Here is a 17656-nt window from a genome sequence, read left to right on the forward strand (position 1 = left end):
GCCGCCACCACTCCATCGAGTGGTGGCGGCCCCTTCCGGCTCGATCGGGATCAGTGCTTTGCCGGCGCCCGGCCCTGCGGGTTGCGGGCGGCCTCGGCCCCCACGTGACCCGTGGCGGCGGCACCGACCACGGCGTAGTGATCCGAGGAGACCTCGAAGACACGGTTCCGCTTGAGAGTGTCGTCCTTCTTGGGCCGCAGCGACAGGAACATCCAGATCGCGAGGAAGGCGGCGATCGACACCAGCCAGATGTCCTCCACTCGTCCGATGTGGTTGCCGAACAGCATGGCCAGCAGGAACAGGACGAAGAAGGCGCCCGTGACGAGGCCGACCTTCCTGCTGTGCTGGTGCCAGCCCCACTCGACCGAGGGCTCGTCGCGGGTGCTGATCCCGTCGACGACGATCTCCTTGCTGGTGTGGTGCCCGTCCGCGCTCATGCTCCCCGGTTCTCCTCACGGCTCGCTGGCAGCCCTGCGGGCCGCCGACATCGTGCCCAGTTTGTCACACGCCCTCCGGCGGTCGACGGGTAACCCGCCGGTCCCCGCCACACCGGGGGCCACTGATGCGGCACCAGTCGCCTCCGGCGTGGACAATGGCGGTGTGACCACGCGCGTTCTCGTCCTCGGCAGTACCGGCTCCATCGGTACCCAGGCTCTCGAGGTGACCTCGGAGGCCGGGCCCGGCCGTTTCGAGGTCGTCGGTCTGGCGGCCGGCGGTGGCCGGGTCGATCTCCTGGCGGAGCAGATCCGCCGGACCGGCGTCCGGTTCGTCGCCGTGTCCGACCCGGCCGCGGCCGAGCGGATCCGGTCGGCGTTCCCGGAGGCGACGGTTCTCGACGGTCCCGGGGCCGCCACCGAGCTCGTGGGGGTGGTGGAGGCCGACGTGGTGCTCAACGGCATCGACGGGTCCATCGGCCTCGGCCCCACTCTGGCCGCATTGCGCACGGGTGCGCGACTGGCGTTGGCCAACAAGGAGTCACTCGTGGCCGGGGGCGCTCTCGTCACCGGCGCCGCGGCCCCGGGGCAACTCATCCCCGTCGACTCCGAGCACTCCGCGATGGCGCAGTGTCTGCGGGCGGGGACGGCCGACGAGGTGGCGTCGCTGGTGTTGACCGCGTCCGGCGGGCCCTTCCGGGGCCGTACCCGCGCCGAACTCGAAGGTGTCACCGCGGAGCAGGCGCTGCAGCACCCCACGTGGGCGATGGGCAGGATGATCACCCTGAACTCGGCGACGCTGGTGAACAAGTCCCTGGAGCTCATCGAGGCGCACCTGCTGTTCGGGGTCCCCTACGACCGGATCGACGTGACCGTCCACCCCCAGTCGGTCGTGCACTCGGCGGTGACGTTCGTCGACGGCGCCACCGTGGCCAAGGCCTCGCCGCCGTCGATGAAGCTGCCGATCGCGTTGGCTCTGGGGTGGCCGTCACGGATCCCCGGGGCGTCGACCCCGTTGGACTTCTCGCAGGCGCACACCTGGACGTTCGAGCCGGTGGACTCCGAGACGTTCCCGGCGATCTCGGTGGCGCGGGCGGCGGGCGAGGCGGGGGGCCTGCGGACCGCGGTGTTCAACGCGGCCAACGAGGAGGCCGCCCCGGCGTTCCTGGACGGCCGGATCGGGTTCACCAGCATCGTCGACGTCGTGGCGGAGACCGTGGGGGCAGCCGATCAGTGGTCGTCCGATCCCCGGGATCCGGATGACGTCGCGGCGGCGGAGTCCTGGGCGCGGCGGCACGCCGCAGCCCTCGTCACGAGCCTGGAGGGCTGAGCCGTGTTGGTGTTCGGGATCGTGCTGTTCGCCCTGGGGATCATGGTGTCCATCGTGCTGCACGAATACGGCCACATGCGGGTCGCGCTGTGGTCGGGGATGCGGGTCCGTCGGTTCTTCGTCGGGTTCGGCCCCACTCTGTGGTCCGTCCGGCGTGGTGGGATCGAGTACGGGCTCAAGGCGATCCCGCTCGGCGGGTTCTGTGACATCGCGGGGATGACCGCGTACGACGAGCTGTCCCCGGAGGACGAGCCGAGGGCGATGTGGCGCCAGGCGTGGTGGAAGCGCGTCGCGGTGTTGCTGGCCGGGCCCTTCATGAACGTCGTCCTGGCGATCGCGTTGTTCTACACGGTCGCCCTCGGTTGGGGCCTGGTGAACCGGGACGTCCAGCCGATCCCCACCGACCGCGTCGCGGCCGTCGTCGGGGACACCTGCGCGGGGGCGGACCGGTGCGGGACCGGGGTGGGTCCGGCCGGCGAGGCGGGGATCCTGCCGGGCGACCGGATCACGTCGGTCGACGGCGTCCCGGTGGCCAGTTGGGACGACCTGTCCACCGTGGTCTCGGCGCGGCCCGGTGAGACCGTGCCGGTGGCGGTGGAACGCGACGGGGAGACGATCACGACGACGACGACGTTGACGTCAACGAGCGTGGACGGCGAGCAGCGGGGTGCGCTCGGGGTCCGACTCTCGGAGGACGGGATCCCCCGGGAGATCCTCGATGATCCGGCCTATCAGACCGTCAACACCTACGACGCCCTCAGCGCGGTGCCCGCGACCTTCGTCTTCACCGGGGAGATGGTCGAGGCGACCGTCGATGGGCTGATCTCGTTCCCGGCCAAGATCCCGGCGGTGGCCGCGTCGATCTTCGGGGGCGAGCGGGCGGACGACTCCCCGGTGTCCGTGGTGGGGGCCAGCTACATCGGCGGGCAGGCGGTCGAGCAGGGCCTGTGGAGCCTGTTCCTGCTGTTCCTGGCCGGCCTCAACCTGTTCCTGGGGGCGTTCAACCTCGTGCCCCTGACCCCGTTCGACGGCGGCCACATCGCGGTGGTGTTCTACGAGAAGATCCGCGACGCCGTCCGCCGGCTTCGCGGCCTCGCGCCGGGCGGCCCGGCGGACTACGAAAAGCTGGCGCCACTGACGATGGGGGTGTTCGTACTCCTCATCGGCGTCTCCGCGATCGTGATCACCGCCGACTTCGTCAACCCGATCCTGCTGCCCGGCTGAGCCGGGCGCACACCCACCTCGCACCCGTGCCCGGTTACCCGGATAATGGGATGCGGGACCTGCGAGCACCCGGCTGGCAGCCCCTACGGAAGGCCTGAAGTGAACGACTCATCCTCGATCCCAGTGGGACTGGGCATGCCCGACGGCCCGCCGCCGGTCCTCGCGCCCCGGCGCACGACCCGGCAGCTGTTCGTGGGCCAGGTGGGCGTGGGCAGTGATCATCCGGTCTCGGTCCAGTCCATGACCACCACCAAGACCCACGACGTCAACTCCACCCTCCAGCAGATCGCCGAGCTGACGGCGTCCGGGTGCGACATCGTCCGCGTGGCGTGTCCCCGGCAGGAGGACGCCGACGCGCTGGAGACCATCGCGCGCAAGTCCCCGATCCCCGTGATCGCGGACATCCACTTCCAGCCCAAGTACATCTTCGCGGCGATCGATGCCGGGTGTGCCGCGGTGCGCGTCAACCCGGGCAACATCAAGGAGTTCGACGGACGCGTCAAGGAGGTCGCCAAGGCCGCCGGTGACGCGGGCATCCCCATCCGTATCGGTGTCAACGCCGGGTCGCTGGACCCGCGCCTGTTGGCCAAGTACGGCAAGGCGACCCCGGAGGCGCTCGTCGAGTCGGCGATGTGGGAGGCCTCGTTGTTCGAGGAGCACGGCTTCGGCGACATCAAGATCTCGGTCAAGCACAACGACCCGGTGATCATGGTCGAGGCCTACCGCCGGCTCGCCGCGCAGACCGATTACCCGTTGCACCTCGGCGTGACCGAGGCCGGGCCCGCGTTCCAGGGCACGATCAAGTCGGCCGTGGCGTTCGGTGCACTGCTCTCCGAGGGGATCGGGGACACCATCCGGGTCTCCCTCTCCGCCCCGCCGGTGGAGGAGATCAAGGTCGGTACGCAGATCCTGCAGTCGCTGAACCTGCGTCCGCGCAAGCTCGAGATCGTCTCGTGCCCGTCGTGTGGCCGCGCCCAGGTGGACGTGTACAAGCTCGCCGACGAGGTCACGGCCGGACTCGAGGGGATGAGCGTCCCTTTGCGGGTGGCCGTCATGGGCTGCGTCGTCAACGGGCCCGGCGAGGCCCGTGAGGCCGATCTGGGTGTCGCGTCCGGAAACGGCAAGGGCCAGATCTTCGTCAAGGGCGAGGTCATCAAGACCGTGCCGGAGGCGATGATCGTGGAGACCCTCATCGAGGAGGCCATGCGGATCGCCGAGGAGATGGGCGAGCCCGTGGGAGACGCCGCCGAGGGCCAGGGGCCCCAGGTCAAGGTCACGCGATAGACCGTGACCGACACGGCTGCCCCGGAGGCCGGGCTCGGCGGGTGCCGGGCGGTCGGTCGGGGAGAGTCGCGGGCGCTTCTCGCCGTGCTCGCCGCCGACCCGTTGGTGTCCGCGCCGGCGGCGGAGAAGTTCGCCTCGTCGGGTGTGGCCGCCGGCGCGGACGGACGGTTCCTCACCCTGGGTGGGCCCGAGCGGTCGCTCGTGTTCGTCGGTAGTTCGGTGTTGCCGCTCCGGGGGGACGCCGCTGATCAGCGCGCTCTCGGTGACGCGGTGGCCCGACTGGGACTCGGGCCCATGTCGGTGCACGGTCGGCGCGACCTGGTCGCCGGCATGTGGCCGGCGCTGCGTGGACGTTGGGGCGAGGCCCGGGAGTACCGGGCGCACCAGTTCCTCATGGCGCTCGAGGGCCCGCTCGATCCGGCGCTCGTCCTGGACGGGATCCGGCCCGCGACCTTGGAGGAGTTCGAACCGGTGCTCGCCGCCGCCGCGGCGATGTACCGCGAGGAACTGCGCGCCGACCCGTTCGCCGTGGGCTCCGGGATACCGTTTCGTCGCCGCGTGGCGCGGTCCCTCGCGCGGGGGAGGACCTGGGTGGGGATCGACGACGGCGAGGTGGTCTTCAAGGCCGATGTCGCCGCGATCTCCCCGGAGGTCGCCCAGATCCAGGGCGTATGGGTCCACCGCGACCGGCGGGACGCCGGGCTGGGGTCCGGCGGTACCGCCGCGGTGTGCGCCGCCCTCCGCTCACGGGGGCTCCGACCTTCCCTGGTGGTGAACGGGTCGAACGGCGCGGCCCGCGCCGCTTATCGGCGGGTGGGCATGGTCGACTCCGTCGAGTACGCGACGGTCCTGCTGTGAGTCGGCTCGCAGCGCCACCCCGGGCGGGGTGGCGTCGGCCCGCCGACTGCGAGATCGGCGGCGCCTGTGGAAAAGTGGAGCACAGTCAGACCGCGGACCCCGGAAGGTGCAAACCGATGACAGACAGTGCGGCAGTGCGCGCCGTGGGCAACGTTCTCCGGGGGAGGGCCGTGTGAGTACCCCGATGACAGCACCTGTCACCCCGGCACCCGCGAGCATGACGGCACCCGCGGCCGTGTCGGCGCTGGCGGCCGTATCGGCGCCGGGCGCGGCGACCAGCCCGGATTTCCGATCGCAGCGGTCGGCCGACCGCGCCATGCGGCGTCTGCTCGGCGTCCGGGGCGTCGACCGCGAGGCCGGCTCCGGCGCCCACCGGGCGTTCCGGATCTCGGTCATGGTCTCGGCCGTTCGGTGCCTCATCACCTACCTCGCGATCCCGATTCTCGTGCCGCTGCTCAGCCTGTCCGGCTGGGTCGCGGCGCCCGTCGGTCTCGCGTTGTGTGTGGTCGCCGTGGTGAACGGTGTGGTCAGCGTCCGCCGGTTCTGGGCGTCCGACCACGCCAAGCGCTGGATGTACACCGGCTTCATGGCGGTCGTGTTCGCGATCCTCGCCGTGGCGATGGTCTCCGAGTTCCACCGTCTGGGGGTGATCTGATGAATCCGCGACAGGACTCCGACCCCGGTGTGGACACCGCGGCTGACGAGACCGACCCGGTGATGCCCGACGATTCCGGCCCGCCCGAGAACCGCGAACCCGGCCAGTCGTCCGCGGACGTGATCACGATGTGCCTGTTCGGGGCGATGGTGCTCATCGCCTCCGTGTGCTTCGTCATCTGGTGACCGGACCGGGGCGACCGGTCGCCCCGGTCGGGCCTATCCTGGGGGCATGACCACCTCCACCCGTCAGCCTCTCGTCCCAGGCGAACCCACCCCGATCCGGACCGTTCCCGAGTCGATCCCCCGGCCGGAGTACGTCTGGCGCGACAGCGTCGACGAGGCCAACGGGGAGGCGTGGGTTCAGCCGGCTGAGGTCATCGACGTGATGCGCGTGGCCTCCAGGCTGGCCGCGGACGCTCTCGTGCTCGCCGGCGAGGCGGTCGCGCCCGGCGTGACAACCGACGAGATCGACCGGGTCGTACACGAGTTCCTGTGCGACAACGGGGCGTACCCGTCGACCCTGGGGTACAAGTCGTTCCCCAAGTCGAGCTGTGTCTCGCTCAACGAGGTGATCTGCCACGGTATCCCCGACACCACGGTGATCCGTGACGGGGACATCGTCAACGTCGACGTCACGGCGTTCATCCACGGCGTCCACGGTGACACCAACGCGACGTTCCTGGCAGGGGACGTCAGCGAGGAGGTCAGGCTCCTGGTCGAGCGCACGGAAGAGGCGATGAACCGGGGGATCAAGGCCATCCGACCCGGTCGCGAGGTCAACGTCATCGGGCGGGTCATCGAATCCTATGCCCGGCGTTTCGACTACACGGTCGTGCGGGAGTTCACCGGCCACGGTGTCGGCCCGACCTTCCACAACGGTCTGGTCGTGCTGCACTACGACGAGCCGTCCCGGACCGAGGTCCTCGAGCCGGGCATGACGTTGACAGTCGAACCGATGATCTCCCTCGGCGGGCCGGGCTTCGACGTCTGGGACGACGACTGGACCGTCACCACCGCGGACAAGGCGTGGACCGCCCAGTTCGAGCACACCGTCGTCGTCACCGAGGACGGATACGAGATCCTCACCCTGCCGTCCGGTTCCTGAGCGCGTCCGGTGTCCCGCGGGCGCACCCGGCCGGTCGGGAAGAGTTTGTGGACGATCGTCCTGATGTGCCCCTCGGTCGTGGACAATCCGGGGCATACTGTCCACCATGATCAATACCCCTCGTGGACCCGTGGAGCAGATCGACCTGGTGGTGGTGGGCGCCGGCTTCGGCGGCATCGCCATGGCCGATCGTCTGTTGGGGGAGGGGCGTGGCCGGGACTTCCTCGTCCTGGAGGCCGCGGACTCGGTGGGGGGCACCTGGCGCGACAACACCTACCCGGGGTGCGCCTGCGACGTCCCCACCGCCCTGTACTCGCTGTCCCGACACGCCCACCCCGGGTGGTCCCACTCGTTCGGGAGGCAACCGGAGATCCGGGCCTATCTCGAGTCCGTGACGGACCGCATCGGTCTCCGTGACCGACTCGTCACCTCCGCACCCCCGACTTCTCGATCGGGTGCAAACGGGTGTTGCTCACCAGTCAGTGGCTCCCCGCCCTCACCCGGTCCGATGTGACCCTGGTGTCCGGCGCGGCGTCGGCTGTCACCCCGCGCGGGCTCGTGGCCGACGACGGCACGGAGCATCCGGCGGACGTCATCATCTTCGGTACGGGCTTCCAGCCGACCGAGCCGCCCATCTCCCGCGTGATCACCGGCGCGGACGGGCGCACCCTCGCCGAGCACTGGGATGGCAGTCCTCGAGCGCACAACGGCATCACCGTGGCGGGGTTCCCCAACCTGTTCCTGCTGTACGGCCCCAACACCAACCTGGGGCACTCGTCGATCGTGTACATGCTCGAGTCCCAGGCTGATCACGTTCTTCGGTTGCTCGACCTCGCCGGGCGGGAGGCCCGACGCACCATCGAGGTGCGTCCGGAGGTGGAGGAGTCCTACGCCGCCCGGATGGACCGCGAACTGGCGCACACGGTGTGGAACCAGGGGGGCTGCTCGAGCTGGTACATCGACTCGCGGGGACGTAATTCCCTGCAGTGGCCGACGTTCAGCTTCCGGTACCGCGAGCAGGTCCGCACCGTCGATCCGGACGAGTTCGTCCTCGCCTGAAGCCGGCGGGGAGCGGGTGTCACGCGCCTCGCGGCCCCGCCCCCGATCGTCGGCCCACCGACGTCGCCCCTCGGTCGTCTGCCTTCCGGCATCGTTTGGTAGCTAGAAGCCGCGGTCCGGGAAGTCCAGACCCAGCAATGCGTTCTCGACGACCTCGGCCATCGCCGGGTGGATCCAGTACTGCTTGCGCGCGAGGTCCGGCACCGTGATCTCGAACTCCATGGCCTGGATGAGGATCTGCACGAGAGACGGGGCGTGGGCGCCCATGAGGTGGGCGCCCAGGAGCAACCCGGTTGCGCGGTCGGCGATGAGCTTGCAGCACCCGACCGAGTCCTCCATCGCCCAGCCGTACGCCACGTCGCCGTAGTCCTGGGTCTTCACGGTCACGTCGTACCCGGCCGCGCGGGCCTCTGCTTCCGTCAGCCCGACCGACGCGATCTGTGGCCAGCTGAACACCGCGTACGGCACGTGACTGTGGTGGAACGGCTGCAGGTTCTCCGGGTGGTTGAGGTTGTGGCGCAACACCCGCTGCTCGTGGTTGGCCACGTGCTTGAGCTGGAACGGCGAGCTCACGTCGCCCAGCGCCCAGACGCCCTCCGCCGTGGTGCGGCCGAACTCGTCCACGCGGACCCGCTCGCCGTCCATCTCCACCCCGGCCGCGTCCAGATCGAGCAGGTCCCCGTTCGGTGTCCGACCCGTGGCGACCAGCAGCGCGTCGCCCGCGCAGGTCGACCCGTCCTCGAAGGTGATCTCCACGCCCCGGCGGTCGTCACCGGTCGCGGTCATCGAGGTGACGTGCTGGCCGAGGCGGACGTCCCATCGCCCCCGGGCGGCGTCCGTGAACCGCTCCGCGAGTTCGCGGTCGAGATGCTTGAGCAGTACGTCCGACCGGCCGATGACGGTGACCTCGACGCCCAGCGCGGAGAACACGTGCGCGAACTCGCAGGCGATGAACCCGGAGCCCTGGATGACCATGGACTTCGGCAACTCGGCGATCCGCATGACGTCGTCGCTGGTGTGGTAGGCGACGCCGGCCTCGGTGACGATCTCGGGGATCGACGGCCGTGCCCCCGCGGCGATCACGACGGAGTCCGCGGTGATGATCTCCCCGGTTCCCGTGTCGATGGTGCGCGGGCCGACGAATGTCGCGTGACCGTCGAACACCGTGACGTTGTCGCAACGGTTGCGCCGGTAGTCCTCCCCGCTCGACGCGATCGGGTCGATGCGCCGGTCGAAGACCCGCGAGACGATGTCCGGCCACCGGACCCCGTCCAGAGTCGAATCGACACCGTAGGCGGACGAGTGCCGGATGGAGGTGGCCGTGTCGGCGGCGTAGACGAACATCTTGGTGGGGATGCAGCCGACGTTGAGGCAGGTGCCACCGAACGTCCCCTTCTCGCAGATCGCCACGGACTTGTCGGCGAACGATTCGTCGATCAGCGAGTTGCCGCTGCCCGTGCCGATGACGACCAGGTCGAAGTGGCGGGAGGGGGTCTGGGTCATGGGGTTCAGGACTCCTTGGTGTGTGAGGACAGGGTCTGGTCCAGCCAGCGCCCGAGATGGTCGAAGACCACCTCGAGGACGTCGGCGCGGGAGAGGAAGACGTCGTGCCGGGCACCCGGCACGGGGACGTCGGTGACGTCACGGGAGACACGGTCGGCGAAGCGCTCCATCGACCGGACTTCCAGGATCAGATCGGTGTCCACGTCGAGCACGGCGCCCCGTGGGCGGGCCCCGACCGACGATGCCGTCGAGCGGAGCAGCAGGACCGGCAGCGGTAGGTCGACCCCGGCCTGTAGCCGCTTCTGGGCGCGCCGGACCGCGGCGAGCCACCCCGCCCGGACACCCACCCCGCCGGGGGGCTTGAGCGTGGTGTCGAAGTGGTAGTCACCGTCGTGGTCGACGTGCGTGCTGATCACATACCGGTCAGAGGTGGGTAGCGGCAGCCGGTAGAAGGGTCGGAGGGATCCGAGAGTGCGGATGACGGGGTCCAGCACGGGGCGGGCGTGTTCCGGGACGTCGAGCTGGAACCACGGGGAGTTCAGCACCACCCCCACGACGGGGGCGAGGGCACCCCTGTCGCGACGCCTGCCCAGCCACAACGGCACCACCAGCCCCCCGGTCGAATGGGCGGCCACGAGGACCGGCGTCCCCGGGTGCTCGGAGACGATCACGTCGAGGGCCTGGTCCAGCTCGTCGTCGTAGCTCTCCAGGTCGGTCGTGAAGTGCGGTGTCAGACCTTCTCGCCGGGACCGGCCACATTTGCGCAGGTCGATCCCGTACGTCGCGAAACCGCTCGACGCGAGGAAATCGGCGAGGTGGGTGTGGAAGAAGTAGTCCGACAGGCCGTGGACGACCAGGACGACGGCGGTGGGATCGTTCGGTGCGTCCTCGTGGCGGACGAGGGTCGCGGAGATCTCACCCTCACCGTCGGGATCGGGACCGAGGGGTAGGACGCGCCGTCGGTACGACGGCCCCAGCAGATCCGGGGTCCACTGCGGGTCGGATCCGGCGGGGGCGCCGGGATCTGGAGAGGGCGTCGACACGACGACCACCCTAGTCCGGTGTGTCCCGCGCCCGGCGCGGTGAGTAGTCTGAGGACCCTGTGGGCGCGGGCCTGTCGGGACGACCCGCGTCGACGAGAGATTCGGGTCCACGACCAATGAGCGAGGGTAGCCGGTGACTTCAGACCAGGTGGCAAAGCACGGAACGACGGATGTGGCGCTCATCGGCGCGGGCACCATGAGCGCGACTCTGGGTGCCCTGCTGCGGCGGCTCCAACCGGACTGGGACATCCAGGTGTTCGAACGGCTCGAGGGGCCCGCACTGGAATCCTCCGACGCCTGGAACAACGCCGGCACCGGGCACTCCGCCCTCTGCGAGCTCAACTATTCGCCGAAGACCGCCGACGGCGACGTCGACATCACCAAGGCCGTCAGCGTCAACGAGAAGTTCCAGGTCTCCCGGCAGTTCTGGTCGTACGCGGTCGAGAACACCATCCTCGGCGACCCCACCGAGTGGATCCGCCCGGTCCCGCACATGAGTTTCGTGGCGGGCAAGGACGGTCAGGACTACCTCCGGAAGCGGTACGACAAGCTCGCCGGGCACCCGCTCTTCCCGGGAATGGGTCACACCACCGACTTCTCCGAGCTGGAGCGGCTCGTTCCGCTCATGGCCCGCGGTCGCTCGCCCGAGCAGCCCTTCGCCCTGAGCCACTTCTCGAACGGCACCGACGTCAACTTCGGTGCGCTCACCCGGCAGCTCATCAAGTACCTCACCCGCACGGGCACCGAGGTGCACTACCAGAACCAGGTCAAGGACCTCGAGCGCAACAGTGACGGCAGCTGGCGGCTGACCGTGGCCAACCGGCACACCGGTGACGAGCGCACCGTCGACGCCAAGTTCGTGTTCGTCGGCGCGGGTGGCGGTGCCCTGCACCTGCTCCAGAAGTCCGGCATCCCCGAGATCAAGGGCATCGGTGGCTTCCCCGTGGGCGGCCAGTGGCTGCGCTGCACCAACCCCGAGCTCATCGAGCAGCACCAGGCGAAGGTCTACAGCCAGGCCTCCGTGGGCGCGCCGCCCATGTCGGTGCCGCACCTGGACACCCGCGTCATCGACGGCAAGAAGGGTCTGCTGTTCGGGCCGTTCGCCGGGTGGACCCCCAAGTTCCTCAAGATGGGCAGTTTCCTCGACCTGCCGGCGAGCATCCGGGCCGGGAACCTGCTGCCCATGGCCAATATCGGCCTCACCGAGATGAGCCTGGTCAAGTACCTCATCACCGAACTCGCGAAGAACCACGGTGCGCGGGTCGACGCGCTGCGCGACTTCGTGCCCTCGGCGCAGGACGGGGAGTGGGAGAAGGTCATCGCCGGCCAGCGTGTCCAGGTGATCAAGCCCAGCGGCCGGGGCGGAACCCTCGAGTTCGGCACCGCCGTGGTCAACGCGGCGGACGGGTCCATCGCGGGTCTCCTCGGAGCCTCCCCGGGCGCCTCCACCGCGGTGGACGCCATGGTCGACGTGCTCAAGCGCTGCTTCCCGAGCCGGTTCGCGGACTGGACCCCGGCCCTCGAGGAGATGATCCCCTCGCTCGGCCGGGACCTCGCCGAGGAGCCGACCCTGTTCACCGAGCAGTTCGAGCGCTCGACCCGCACCCTGAAGCTCGACCAGAAGGCCTGACGGAACGGCGCTGATCCGCCACCACGCACCATTCCTCATCCCCCGGTCGCCCGACGAGGTGGCCGGGGGATGAGTCGTGTCACGGGCCGCAGGCCGGGGCCTGGGGCCGAGCCGGGGGCGGATAGGATCAGCAGCATGATCCGGCCTGTGAACCCGTACCCCGTCGGTCTGGACCTCGAAGGCCGTCGTGTCGTGGTGATCGGCGGAGGGTCCGTGGCGCAACGACGCATCCCCGTGCTGCTCGAGGCGGGTGCGGTGGTGCACCTCGTGAGCCCCGACGTCACGCCCACGCTCCAGGGACTCGTGGACGCCGGGCGCATCTGGTGGGAGCCACGAGAGTACGAATCAGGCGATCTCGAGGGTGCGTGGTACGTGGTCGCCGCGACGAGGAACTCTCTGGTCAACGCCCGGGTCGCGGCCGAGGCCGAGCAGAACCGCACCTTCTGCGTCCGGGCTGACGCCGTGACGTCGGGTTCCGCGGTGACCCCGGCGGTGGTCCGCAGGGGCGAGATGCTCGTCGCAGTTCTCACCGGCGACCGCGCGCGTACCGCCGAGGCCCGGGACGTGGTCGCGCGGGCCCTCAGCGACGCGGGGGCGGAGGCACCCGAGGTCGACGAGGCGCTCCGCGGCACGGTCGCGTTGGTCGGAGGCGGGCCGGGGGCCGACGACCTCATGACGGTGCGTGGACGTCGACTGCTCGCCCGCGCCGACGTGGTCGTGGCCGACCGTCTCGCCCCCCAGCGCCCACTGGCCGAGCTGCGGGCGGACGTCGAGATCGTCGATGCGGCCAAGATCCCCTACGGGCGGGCCATGGCGCAGGACGCGATCAACGAGGTGCTGGTGGACCGGGCACGAGCCGGCAAGTTCGTGGTCCGCCTCAAGGGCGGGGACCCGTTCCTCTACGGGCGTGGCTACGAGGAGGCGCAGGCGTGCGCGGAGGCGGGAGTGCCGTGCACGGTCGTGCCGGGCGTCTCCAGCGCCCTCGCGGTCCCGGCCCTCGCGGGGATTCCCGTGACCAACCGCGGGATGACACACGAACTGACGGTCGTGTCCGGGCATCTCCCGCCCGGACACCCGGGCTCCCTCATCGACTGGGACGCCCTCGCTCGTATGCGCGGGACGCTGGTGGTGCTGATGGGGGTCAAGAACTCCCCGGCGATCGCAGAGTCGCTCATGGCGGGGGGTCGCTCGTCGGACACCCCGGCCGCGGTGATCGTCGACGGCAGTCTCGACGGTCAGTCGACCCATCGCTGCACCCTCGGCACCCTCACCGACACCCTGGCGACCCACGAGGTCAGGCCCCCGGCCATCGTGGTGGTCGGCGACGTGGCCGGGCTTCCGCAGGCGCTGTCCACGGACCTGCGGCACCGCTGACGCATCCCGACGCCGGGCGTGGTGCGTGCCCGTCAGGAACCGACGCGGCGCCGCTCGGTCAGGAAGACGTCCGAGTAGGTGGCCGGATCCTGACCGCGTAGGTGCGAGGTGTGGTCCTGCATGACCAGCCGCGCCGAACAGACGTTGCGGATCGCCACCAACTCGACTTCCACGCCTGGGAGTTCCTCCGCCAGGCGGCGCGCGATCGCCAGTCCCTCGCGGTACCAGTCGACCGGATCGACGCCGTCGGTCCAGACGGGCACGCCGTAGCCGTAGCCGAGAAGGCCGAGGGCGGCGCCGCTGTCGTCGACGCTGCTCCCGTAGTCCGCGAATCCGCGCCGCCAGTCGTCATTCCATCGCAGGATCCGGCTCTCCAGATCAGCGGTCAGTCCAAGGCTGCGAGGCGTGGCGAAGTCCATGAACCCGTCCCGGAGGCGGGGAGGCTGGTAGTAGGGGAGCCGTCCCGCCCACAGTCCCCACGTCACGCCGTACTCGGGCATGAGCCGGATCGTCGGCGTGCGGTCGGGGTCGGGTCCGTTGCCCGGCGCCCGCCAGCCCTCGGTGCGCACGTAGTCGCCCCGCAGAGGGTGGACGTAGTCCAGTTGATCGGCGGCCAGCTCACACACGACATACCGCTCCGCGGTGCAGAACACCGCCGTTCCGGTCAGGCTCACCTCGAGCCGGTCGGCGAGCTCGTGGCCGCGGTCGAGCCAGGCCAACTCGTCGAAGCCCTCGCGCCACACTGGTTGGTCGACGGGGCGGTCGCCGAGATGGACGAAGTTCTCTTTCCATTCGTCGATCCACGCCTCGATGTCGTCCCGCAGGTCGCCGGGGAGGTCGAGGTCGGCGGCCACGCCCTGGTCGTGGCGCCGATGTCCGGGCGGGAAAGCGGAGGGCGATCCGAAGAGATACGCCCCGTAGTACTGGACCGGGGACAGGCACAGACGGGGAAACGAGGCGAGCCCCGGTTCCTCTTGCAGCCGCCAGGCGGCGCGGGAGCCGTGCGAGGGGAGGACCCGCGGCGCGGCGGGCACGGAGTCGGCGTCGGCGTCGGCGTCGGCGTCGGGATCGGGACTCGAACTCACGGCTCCGTGACCATGGTGAGAACGGTTTCCGAGGTGCGCTCGAGGGTGTGCCCGGCCCGACGGGCCACCCGGAGGAGGGAGGCGACGTCACCCATCTCGGCCCGGGACGTGGCGAGCGTACGGGCGAGGAGACCCTTGTGATGCTTGGAGAAGTGCGAGACCACCTTGCGCGTGCCGTCGGGGTAGTCGGTGACGACGTCGACGGTGATCGCCCCCGGGACCGGCCCCAGCTGGTGGTAACCGCCGGAGCGCAGGTCCACGACGAGGTCGTCGCCCCACCCGGTGGTGGCGGCGGTGAGGGCCGGCTTCCAGGTCGAACGCAGGGTGCCCAGTCCGGGCAACTGCGTCCCGGCGGAGAGGCGGTAGTGCGGAATGGGGTCGGTAGCACCGAGCAGGCCGAACAGGGCCGAGCCGATCCACAGCCGCGACTCCGCTCGTGACCGGGTGGCCGCGGTGAACGAGGCGGGGTCGAGGGCGTCGAAGAGGACGCCGGTATAGCGGCTCAGCGCGGACGCGGTGGGGGAGGTCCACAGCTCGGCGTTCAGTGTCACCTCGTCGCCGAGTTTCTCACTCAGCCCGAGCGCGTCGCGAGCCGCCGCCGCCTCGCCCGAGCACAGCGAGACGAGGGAGTCGGCGACGGCGCGGCGGGTTTCTTCGAGCTCGGGGAGCGAGAGCGCGGCCAGGTCGAGCGGCTCCCCGGACCCGCCGACGGATTTGGTCTCGGAAGGGGACAAGAGGATACGCACCCGGCTCAGGGTACCGAGGCCACCGGCAGCCCCGACGGCGGGCGGCGGGTCCGCGAGCAGGGGCGGCTAGGCTGGTGCATCGTGATCACGCGTCTGTCCCACCTTTTCCTGCGCACGCTCCGCGATGACCCGGCCGATGCCGAGGTCCTCAGCCACAAACTGCTGGTCCGCGCCGGGTACGTCCGCCGCGTCGCTCCCGGCGTGTACTCCTGGCTGCCGCTGGGTCTGCGCACCCTCCGCAGGGTCGAGCAGGTGGTGCGCGAGGAGATGAACGCCTTCGGCGCCCAGGAGATCACCCTGCCCGCACTCCTGCCGCGGGAACCGTACGAGACCACCGGACGGTGGACCGAGTACGGCCCGGCGTTGTTCCGGCTGAAGGACCGCAAGGGCAACGACATGATGCTCGGCCCCACCCACGAGGAGATCTTCACGCTCACCGTGCAGGGCGAGTACTCCTCGTACAAGGACCTGCCCGTCACGCTGTACCAGATCCAGACCAAGTACCGCGACGAGGAACGACCCCGTGCCGGGATCCTGCGCGGTCGCGAGTTCGTCATGAAGGACTCGTACTCGTTCGACGTCGACGACGCCGGACTCGAACGTTCCTACCAGGCGCACCGAGAGGCGTACCGACGCATCTTCGACCGTCTCGGGATCGAGTACGTCATCTGTGCCGCCACCTCCGGCGCGATGGGTGGTTCCGCCTCCGAGGAGTTCCTCGCCGTCTCCGCGGCCGGCGAGGACACGTTCGTCCGATCCACCGACGGGCAGTACGCGGCCAACGTCGAGGCCGTCGTCACCCCCGCGCCGCCCGCCCTCCCGATCGAGGGTTCGCCGCGGGCGGTCGTGCACGAGACCCCGGACGCGCCGACCATCGACACGCTCGTCGCCTGGGCGAACTCCGCAGACCTGGGCCGGGAGGTGACCGCCGCGGACACTCTCAAGAACGTCATGTTCAAGGTGCGTCGGCCCGGTCAGGACTGGCAGCTGTTGGCGGTGGGCCTACCGGGCGACCGCGAGGTCGACATGAAGCGGGTGGAGGCCGCGCTCGAGCCGGCGGAGGTCGAGATCCTCGACGAGGCGGATTTCAAGACCAACCCGTTCCTCGTGAAGGGATACATCGGCCCGCGCGCGCTGCGGGAGAACGAGGTCCGCTACCTCGTCGACCCGCGGGTCGTCGACGGCACGGCGTGGATCACCGGAGCCGACGAGCCCGGCAAGCACGTGGTGGACCTGGTGTGCGGGCGTGACTTCACCCCGGACGGCACCATCGAGGTCGCCGAGGTGAGGGAGGGCGACCCGGCACCGGACGGGCACGGCACCCTGACCCTGGCGCGCGGGATCGAGATCGGCCACATCTTCCAGCTGGGCCGGAAGTACACCGACGCCTTCGGGTTCGACGTGCTGGGCGAGAACGGCAAGCCCGCGAGGGTGACCATGGGGTCCTACGGCATCGGGGTCTCGCGTCTCGTGGCGGTACTCGCGGAGCAGTTCGCCGACGACAAGGGCCTGGTCTGGCCCGCTGAGGCCGCGCCCGCGGACGTCCACGTGGTGATCGCCAACAAGGACGATGCCGCGATCTCGGGAGCCGCGACTCTGGTGGAGGCGTTCGACCGCGCCCGACTCGAGGTGATCTTCGACGATCGCAAGGCCTCGCCCGGCGTGAAGTTCAAGGACGCCGAGCTGATCGGTGTGCCGTGGGTGGTCGTGGTGGGTCGCGGCTGGTCCGAGGGCACCGTCGAGCTGCGCGAGCGCGCCACCGGCGAAGTCACCCAGGTCTCGGTGGACGGTGCCGCGGAGGAGATCGTCCGGTTGATCGGCGCCGGACGCTCCTGAGCCTCAGGCCGGCGGCGGGAACCCGGGTAGCGCCTCGAACGGCGCTCCCGGGACCAGGGTTCTCCAGCGTGCGAGTTGCACCGCCGCCGCGGTGAGGGCGTCGACGCAGAAACGGCGGGTCTCCGGCGTCCGGGCGAGGCCGAGTTCGACGCGCCAGGCCTCGCAACAGTCCGATTCGATCCGGATCGCCAGAAGGACGGGAGCGCCGGGGGCGTCCGGATCGGGGACGTATCCGACCGGCGCGGGGGGCGATGCCGGCCACAACACCTCGGCGGCGTCCCGACGGGCTCGATGAGCAGCGAGCTCACGCCTGACCGCGGCTCGGATGGAGCCGTCCGCCCGGGCCAGGACGAGACCGTACCCGTAGACCGCCGCGTCCTCGGCGGCCAATCCGACCGGAGCGCTCACGCGAGTTCCACCTCGACCGCCGCCGTGCACGCCGCCGAGACCGCGCCGGCGATCTCCGCGCGGGCCCCCTCGGTCGCCGC

16 protein-coding genes and 1 pseudogene are annotated in these 17656 nt (G+C 70.3%); 11 read left to right on the forward strand and 6 right to left on the reverse strand.

Annotated features, from left to right (window positions below; genetic code table 11):
- Nucleotides 1–50: 50 nt before the first annotated feature.
- The gene (locus G6023_RS08875; protein WP_132061116.1) at nucleotides 51–437 is read right to left on the reverse strand and encodes a DUF2631 domain-containing protein; all 387 of its coding nucleotides are present in this window, start codon (nucleotides 435–437) and stop codon (nucleotides 51–53) included.
- Nucleotides 438–600: 163 nt separating this feature from the next.
- On the opposite strand from G6023_RS08875, the gene dxr reads away from it, so the two are divergent.
- The 8 genes and pseudogenes from dxr to G6023_RS08915 all read left to right on the forward strand — a co-directional run bounded on the left by dxr (nucleotide 601) and on the right by G6023_RS08915 (nucleotide 7951).
- On the forward strand, nucleotides 601–1764 hold the full coding sequence (dxr, locus tag G6023_RS08880; RefSeq protein WP_227022025.1) for a 1-deoxy-D-xylulose-5-phosphate reductoisomerase: 1164 nt from the start codon (nucleotides 601–603) through the stop codon (nucleotides 1762–1764).
- Nucleotides 1765–1767: 3 nt separating this feature from the next.
- Entirely contained in the window at nucleotides 1768–2988 is a 1221-nt protein-coding gene (locus G6023_RS08885) for a site-2 protease family protein (RefSeq protein ID WP_132061120.1), read from the forward strand.
- Nucleotides 2989–3123: 135 nt separating this feature from the next.
- Nucleotides 3124–4272 (forward strand): flavodoxin-dependent (E)-4-hydroxy-3-methylbut-2-enyl-diphosphate synthase, encoded by a 1149-nt coding sequence (ispG, locus tag G6023_RS08890; protein ID WP_082923994.1) that lies wholly within the window; start codon nucleotides 3124–3126, stop codon nucleotides 4270–4272.
- A gap of 3 nt (nucleotides 4273–4275) precedes the next feature.
- Entirely contained in the window at nucleotides 4276–5130 is an 855-nt protein-coding gene (locus G6023_RS08895) for a GNAT family N-acetyltransferase (RefSeq protein ID WP_069389373.1), read from the forward strand.
- A 184-nt stretch (nucleotides 5131–5314) separates the two neighbouring features.
- The gene (locus G6023_RS08900; RefSeq protein WP_227022026.1) at nucleotides 5315–5785 is read left to right on the forward strand and encodes a hypothetical protein; all 471 of its coding nucleotides are present in this window, start codon (nucleotides 5315–5317) and stop codon (nucleotides 5783–5785) included.
- Nucleotides 5785–5970, forward strand: coding sequence for a hypothetical protein (locus G6023_RS08905; protein ID WP_132061122.1), 186 nt, complete (start codon nucleotides 5785–5787; stop codon nucleotides 5968–5970). The genes G6023_RS08900 and G6023_RS08905 overlap by 1 nt, the downstream gene beginning before the upstream one ends.
- A 46-nt stretch (nucleotides 5971–6016) precedes the next feature.
- Nucleotides 6017–6892 (forward strand): type I methionyl aminopeptidase, encoded by an 876-nt coding sequence (gene map / locus G6023_RS08910; protein ID WP_132061124.1) that lies wholly within the window; start codon nucleotides 6017–6019, stop codon nucleotides 6890–6892.
- Nucleotides 6893–6998: 106 nt separating this feature from the next.
- Nucleotides 6999–7951 (forward strand): annotated as a pseudogene (locus tag G6023_RS08915) (flavin-containing monooxygenase).
- A gap of 102 nt (nucleotides 7952–8053) precedes the next feature.
- Here G6023_RS08915 and mtr read toward each other — a convergent pair.
- Both mtr and G6023_RS08925 read right to left on the reverse strand, forming a co-directional pair.
- On the reverse strand, nucleotides 8054–9454 hold the full coding sequence (gene mtr / locus G6023_RS08920; protein ID WP_132061126.1) for a mycothione reductase: 1401 nt from the start codon (nucleotides 9452–9454) through the stop codon (nucleotides 8054–8056).
- A 5-nt stretch (nucleotides 9455–9459) separates the two neighbouring features.
- Nucleotides 9460–10497 (reverse strand): alpha/beta hydrolase, encoded by a 1038-nt coding sequence (locus G6023_RS08925; RefSeq protein WP_347570750.1) that lies wholly within the window; start codon nucleotides 10495–10497, stop codon nucleotides 9460–9462.
- Nucleotides 10498–10630: 133 nt separating this feature from the next.
- Here G6023_RS08925 and mqo point away from each other — a divergent pair, with 133 nt between their 5' ends.
- Entirely contained in the window at nucleotides 10631–12127 is a 1497-nt protein-coding gene (mqo, locus tag G6023_RS08930; RefSeq protein ID WP_132061130.1) for a malate dehydrogenase (quinone), read from the forward strand.
- A 135-nt stretch (nucleotides 12128–12262) separates the two neighbouring features.
- Nucleotides 12263–13501: a uroporphyrinogen-III C-methyltransferase gene (cobA, locus tag G6023_RS08935; RefSeq protein ID WP_067717661.1), complete on the forward strand. Its 1239-nt coding sequence runs from the start codon at nucleotides 12263–12265 to the stop codon at nucleotides 13499–13501.
- Nucleotides 13502–13533: 32 nt separating this feature from the next.
- Here the strand turns inward: cobA and G6023_RS08940 are convergent, their stop codons facing one another.
- Nucleotides 13534–14586, reverse strand: a complete 1053-nt coding sequence (locus G6023_RS08940) for a hypothetical protein (protein WP_132061135.1) — start codon at nucleotides 14584–14586, stop codon at nucleotides 13534–13536.
- Nucleotides 14583–15332: a peroxide stress protein YaaA gene (locus tag G6023_RS08945; RefSeq protein ID WP_132061138.1), complete on the reverse strand. Its 750-nt coding sequence runs from the start codon at nucleotides 15330–15332 to the stop codon at nucleotides 14583–14585. The genes G6023_RS08940 and G6023_RS08945 overlap by 4 nt, the downstream gene beginning before the upstream one ends.
- 81 nt (nucleotides 15333–15413) lie before the next feature.
- Between G6023_RS08945 and G6023_RS08950 the strand changes: the two genes are divergently transcribed.
- Nucleotides 15414–17168 carry a proline--tRNA ligase gene (locus G6023_RS08950; protein ID WP_132061141.1) on the forward strand — a complete coding sequence of 585 codons (1755 nt, stop codon included), beginning with the start codon at nucleotides 15414–15416 and terminating at the stop codon, nucleotides 17166–17168.
- A gap of 3 nt (nucleotides 17169–17171) precedes the next feature.
- Here the strand turns inward: G6023_RS08950 and G6023_RS08955 are convergent, their stop codons facing one another.
- A complete protein-coding gene (locus G6023_RS08955; RefSeq protein ID WP_132061144.1) occupies nucleotides 17172–17576 on the reverse strand; it encodes a DUF4439 domain-containing protein in 405 nt (134 codons plus the stop codon).
- Nucleotides 17577–17656: the final 80 nt, after the last annotated feature.

Origin of the sequence: Dietzia sp. DQ11-71 (assembly GCF_014144995.1) — a bacterium.
GTDB classification, from domain to species: Bacteria; Actinomycetota; Actinomycetes; order Mycobacteriales; family Mycobacteriaceae; genus Dietzia; species Dietzia kunjamensis.

Excerpts from the sequence above, each read along its gene's own strand:
- G6023_RS08900 (WP_227022026.1), top strand. The coding sequence starts at position 5,315 with ATGACAGCACCTGTCACCCCGGCACCCGCGAGCATGACGGCACCCGCG.
- map (WP_132061124.1), top strand. The coding sequence starts at position 6,017 with ATGACCACCTCCACCCGTCAGCCTCTCGTCCCAGGCGAACCCACCCCG.
- cobA (WP_067717661.1), top strand. The coding sequence starts at position 12,263 with ATGATCCGGCCTGTGAACCCGTACCCCGTCGGTCTGGACCTCGAAGGC.
- G6023_RS08905 (WP_132061122.1), top strand. The coding sequence starts at position 5,785 with ATGAATCCGCGACAGGACTCCGACCCCGGTGTGGACACCGCGGCTGAC.
- mtr (WP_132061126.1), bottom strand. The coding sequence starts at position 9,454 with ATGACCCAGACCCCCTCCCGCCACTTCGACCTGGTCGTCATCGGCACG.
- G6023_RS08875 (WP_132061116.1), bottom strand. The coding sequence starts at position 437 with ATGAGCGCGGACGGGCACCACACCAGCAAGGAGATCGTCGTCGACGGG.
- ispG (WP_082923994.1), top strand. The coding sequence starts at position 3,124 with ATGCCCGACGGCCCGCCGCCGGTCCTCGCGCCCCGGCGCACGACCCGG.